Genomic DNA, 4109 nt, shown 5'->3' with positions numbered 1-4109 from the left:
TGAATTTTTTATTAAAAAATATAAATAATTTATTTTATAAGATAATTATTTATTTAATTATTTTTTATCAAAAGGTAATAAGTCCTATATTACCTGCTCGTTGCCGCTATTACCCTACTTGCTCGAATTATGGTAAACAAGCTTTGGCATGGCATGGAGTCTGGGCTGGCAGTTGGTTATTATTAAAACGTGTTGGCAGATGTCATCCTCTGGGCGGGCACGGCATTGATTTTGTGCCGCTACCTTTATCTGCTTATTATTATCAATATTTACCTTTTACCGCACTAGCTAGTGTCAAAGCTCAAGGTTTATATGTTTTTAGAGATAGTAAAGGCTATGTGTCTCGCTTGAACCACATGATGAAACTAACATAGAGTAAGTTATCAACTGGGAAGTTGTTGATATCTACTTAGTTACCCACAAGTTATCCACACTCTTGGTATCATTTAAGGCGGATTTTTAGTAAAATGATGCACATTTTATGTAAATGACTACCAATACTGTTGTCACACATGGGATAACTGTGCTGTACAGTCATGACACATGCCCTAATTTTTCATTCCCTAATTTTTTAATCTAGGAAAGGTTTATGCAAAAGATATTTCGGGTGATGATCATCATTGCGATGTTAATCACCGCTTATCTGCTGATTTTGGCATGGCGAGATGATTATGCCGATGCACCAGCTGTAGATACGGTGCCAGAAACTACGACTTCAGTAGGTGCTGACATCCCTTCGACAACCGGTGCAGCAGGTGATATTCCGGTACAGACACTGCCTGCTGATAACGATACAGTGGCTAGTGATACTGTGACAGCAACGCCTGCGAAAGACACTGGTCTAATCACGGTTACCACCGATCGCTATGATATAAAAATCAACCCAGAAGGCGGCGATATTGTTTATGCTGCTCTTAAGCAGTATGACGCAACGCTCGATAGCGATAAGCCTTTCGTATTGCTGGAAAATAATAGCAATCGTGTGTATGTGGCTCAGTCTGGTCTTATTGGTAAAGATGGTATTGATACTGCAGAAGGCCGTGCCAAATATAGCCATACTGCTAATAACTATGTCATGGAAGCAGGGCAACAGACGTTATCAGTACCGCTCACTTATAAAAAAGATGGCGTGACCATTACCAAGACCTTTACCTTTACACAAAACAAATATCCGATTGATATTAGCTATCAAATACAAAATGCCTCTACACAACCTTGGCAAGGTCAATTATTTGCCCAGTTGAAACGTGATGATAGTAAAGATCCAGGTATGTCTGATAAAGGTGCGCTCAGTATGGCAACTTATTTAGGCGGTGCTTGGGGTACTCCTGATGATCCATACAATAAGCTCAAATTTAAAGACTTTAACGATGGTGAGTTAGCTGTTAGTAGCGATAAAGGTTGGGTTGGCATTGTTCAGCATTACTTTGTATCAGCATGGGTACCTGAAAACTTTACCGCTACTTTCTTTAGCCGTGAAGCAGGCGATGATTATTTCATCGGTTTTAACAGTCAGCCTGTCAATGTCGCGCCGAATAAACAAGTGACATTAGATGCCATCTTATACGCTGGTCCTAAGGTACAGTCTGAGCTAAAAGACGTGGCAGTAGGCCTTAATAAAACGGTTGATTATGGTTTGTTATGGCCAATATCGAAGATTTTATTTGCTATCTTGGATGGTATTCATAAAGTCATCGGTAACTGGGGTTGGTCAATCATTGTATTGACGATTTTAGTCAAAATTGCTCTGATGTGGTTCTCAAACAAGAGCTACTACTCAATGGCGAAGATGCGTGCTATTGCGCCAAGATTAGCTGCACTTAAAGAAGAGCATGGCGACGATCGTATGAAGATGTCGCAAGAGATGATGGCTATTTATAAAGAAGAAAAAGTCAATCCAATGGCAGGTTGTTTGCCCATCTTGATGCAAATGCCTATCTTCTTAGCGCTATATTGGGTGTTGGTTGAAAGTGTTGAGTTGCGTCATGCGCCTTGGATTTTATGGATTCAGGATTTATCGGCGATGGATCCTTGGTTTATTTTGCCATTGCTGATGGGTGCCTCGATGTTTGTACAGCAGCAGCTAAACCCGCAGCCAGCTGATCCAATGCAAGCGAAAGTGATGAAGTTCCTACCCATTATCTTTACTGCCTTCATGTTGTTTTTCCCAGCGGGTCTCGTACTTTACTGGACAGTCAACAACTTGTTCAGTATGACTCAGCAATATATTGTCAATAAAAAAGTCGAAGAAGAGCAAAAGCGTCGTACTGTTAAAGTATTGGACTAAGTAGCTCGTTAATTGACAAAAAACCATCGCTACGGCGGTGGTTTTTTTATGTGTGATATTTCTATCACCTCGCACTTACTTGAAATAAAATAAGCGCAAAGTATGGCTATTTAAAGTTTGTTTTGTCAGGCTGTGTCCAGCCGTCTATAATGGGGTTTTTAGCTATTGAGAGTAATTGTGGATTCCCTAGAGATGGCGTCAACCGTACCTAATTCATCTGAACCACCTAAAGCATCTGGATTGGCCACGATTGCTGCTATTGCCACACCGCTTGGGCGTGGTGGCGTCGGCGTTATACGTCTGTCGGGTGCGCGTGCTTATGAGATTGCCTGTACGCTAACGGGTAAGTCTGCTTTTACGCCACGTATGGCCAGTTTTTGTCGTTTTTATCAGGCTGATGGTACAGTCATCGATGAAGGATTAGTGCTGTACTTTAAAGGCCCGCATTCATTCACAGGGGAAGATGTGATTGAGCTGCAAGGGCATGGTGGCATGATTCTACAAAACCAACTGTTAGCACGAGTATTTGAGTTGGGCGCAAAACAAGCGGGTGCAGGGGAGTTCTCGTATCGTGCTTTTGATAATGATAAATTGGATTTGGTGCAAGCAGAGGCTATTGCTGATGCTATTGATGCGACCAGTGCCGCTGCTGCTAGCAGTGCCATTCGCTCCCTGAGTGGTGAGTTCTCACAGAAGATTAATCAGCTATTAGAGCAGCTTATTCATCTGCGTTTGCATGTTGAAGCTGCGATTGATTTCCCTGATGAGGAAGACGTGGATTTTTTATCAGACGGTGTGATACAAAGTAAACTTGAGCAAACGCAAGACAAGATACAGCAAGTATTGGCGACCGCTAAGCAAGGTCAGCTCTTACGTGATGGTATCCATGTTGTCCTAGCAGGTAGGCCAAACGCCGGTAAATCAAGCTTGCTGAATCGTCTGGCAGGGCAAGAGCGCGCTATCGTTACTGACGTTGCAGGTACGACTCGTGATACGCTGCAAGAGACCGTGGTGCTCAACGGTTTGACACTTCATCTTACCGATACGGCGGGTCTGCGCGACACAGAAGACACGGTAGAGCGTATTGGGATTGAACGTGCGCGTACAGCCATTACCCAAGCTGATATGCTGCTGATGGTTTACGATGTGACTCGCGATGTTGAAGAAGAAAGTACACCACTACAGCTTGCAGAACAACTATTTGGCGAGTTACCAGAGGCCAAACTCTTATTAATTATTGCTAATAAAAGTGATCTATTGAGCGATAATAGTAGTGAAAAATCGGCTTCTACAACGCAAGCTGAAATCAAAGATAGAGGCTACGAACAAGTTAATGTTTCATGTGAAACAGGCGCTGGTATCGATAATTTAGTCGAAGCCTTGTGTGCTAAGGTCGGTTTTCATCCGCCAGAAAACAGCCTAATTGCTCGCACACGTCATATAGATGCACTTAGGCGCACAGCCGACTCTTTAGCAGAGGCGCACGAGCAGTTAACGGTCTTTCAAGCAGGAGAGTTAGTCGCTGAAAGCTTACGCCAAGCTCAGAACAGTTTGGGTGAGATTACGGGAGCGTTTAGTGCGGATGACTTGTTGGGCAAAATCTTTGGTAGTTTCTGTATTGGAAAATAATCAGCTATTTTTTTTGAATTGCTTGATACAGCTCGTCAATTCTCAGAAAATTTGGTCTTATAAATAGTGACTTGTGACTTGTGACTTGTGACTTGTGACTTGTGACTTGTGACTTGTGACTTGTGACTTGTGACTTGTGACTTGTGACTTGTGACTTGTGACTTGTGACTTGTGACTTGTGACTTGTGACTTG

3 protein-coding genes are annotated in these 4109 nt (G+C 42.6%); all 3 read left to right on the top strand.

What is annotated here, in order from left to right; translation table 11 throughout:
* The first annotated feature begins 20 nt into the window (after nt 1-20).
* The 3 genes from yidD (at nt 21) to mnmE (ending at nt 3916) form a co-directional block, all read left to right on the top strand.
* Nucleotides 21-374, top strand: a complete 354-nt coding sequence (gene yidD, locus JMX93_RS14225; RefSeq protein ID WP_499205089.1) for a membrane protein insertion efficiency factor YidD — start codon at nt 21-23, stop codon at nt 372-374.
* A gap of 215 nt (nt 375-589) precedes the next feature.
* Nucleotides 590-2287: a membrane protein insertase YidC gene (yidC, locus tag JMX93_RS14220; RefSeq protein WP_198333447.1), complete on the top strand. Its 1698-nt coding sequence runs from the start codon at nt 590-592 to the stop codon at nt 2285-2287.
* Between the two features lie 192 nt (nt 2288-2479).
* Complete coding sequence (gene mnmE / locus JMX93_RS14215; protein WP_198333448.1) at nt 2480-3916, top strand: tRNA uridine-5-carboxymethylaminomethyl(34) synthesis GTPase MnmE; 1437 nt, start codon at nt 2480-2482, stop codon at nt 3914-3916.
* The last annotated feature ends 193 nt before the right edge of the window (nt 3917-4109 follow it).

The organism is Psychrobacter muriicola 2pS (assembly GCF_904846535.1).
In the GTDB taxonomy this organism is placed as follows: Bacteria; Pseudomonadota; Gammaproteobacteria; order Pseudomonadales; family Moraxellaceae; genus Psychrobacter; species Psychrobacter aquimaris.
This window is presented reverse-complemented; position numbering and strand designations above follow the sequence as displayed.

What these genes read in the sequence shown, in the direction of transcription:
- yidC (WP_198333447.1), top strand. Translation starts at nt 590, where the DNA reads ATGCAAAAGATATTTCGGGTGATGATCATCATTGCGATGTTAATCACC.
- mnmE (WP_198333448.1), top strand. Translation starts at nt 2,480, where the DNA reads ATGGCGTCAACCGTACCTAATTCATCTGAACCACCTAAAGCATCTGGA.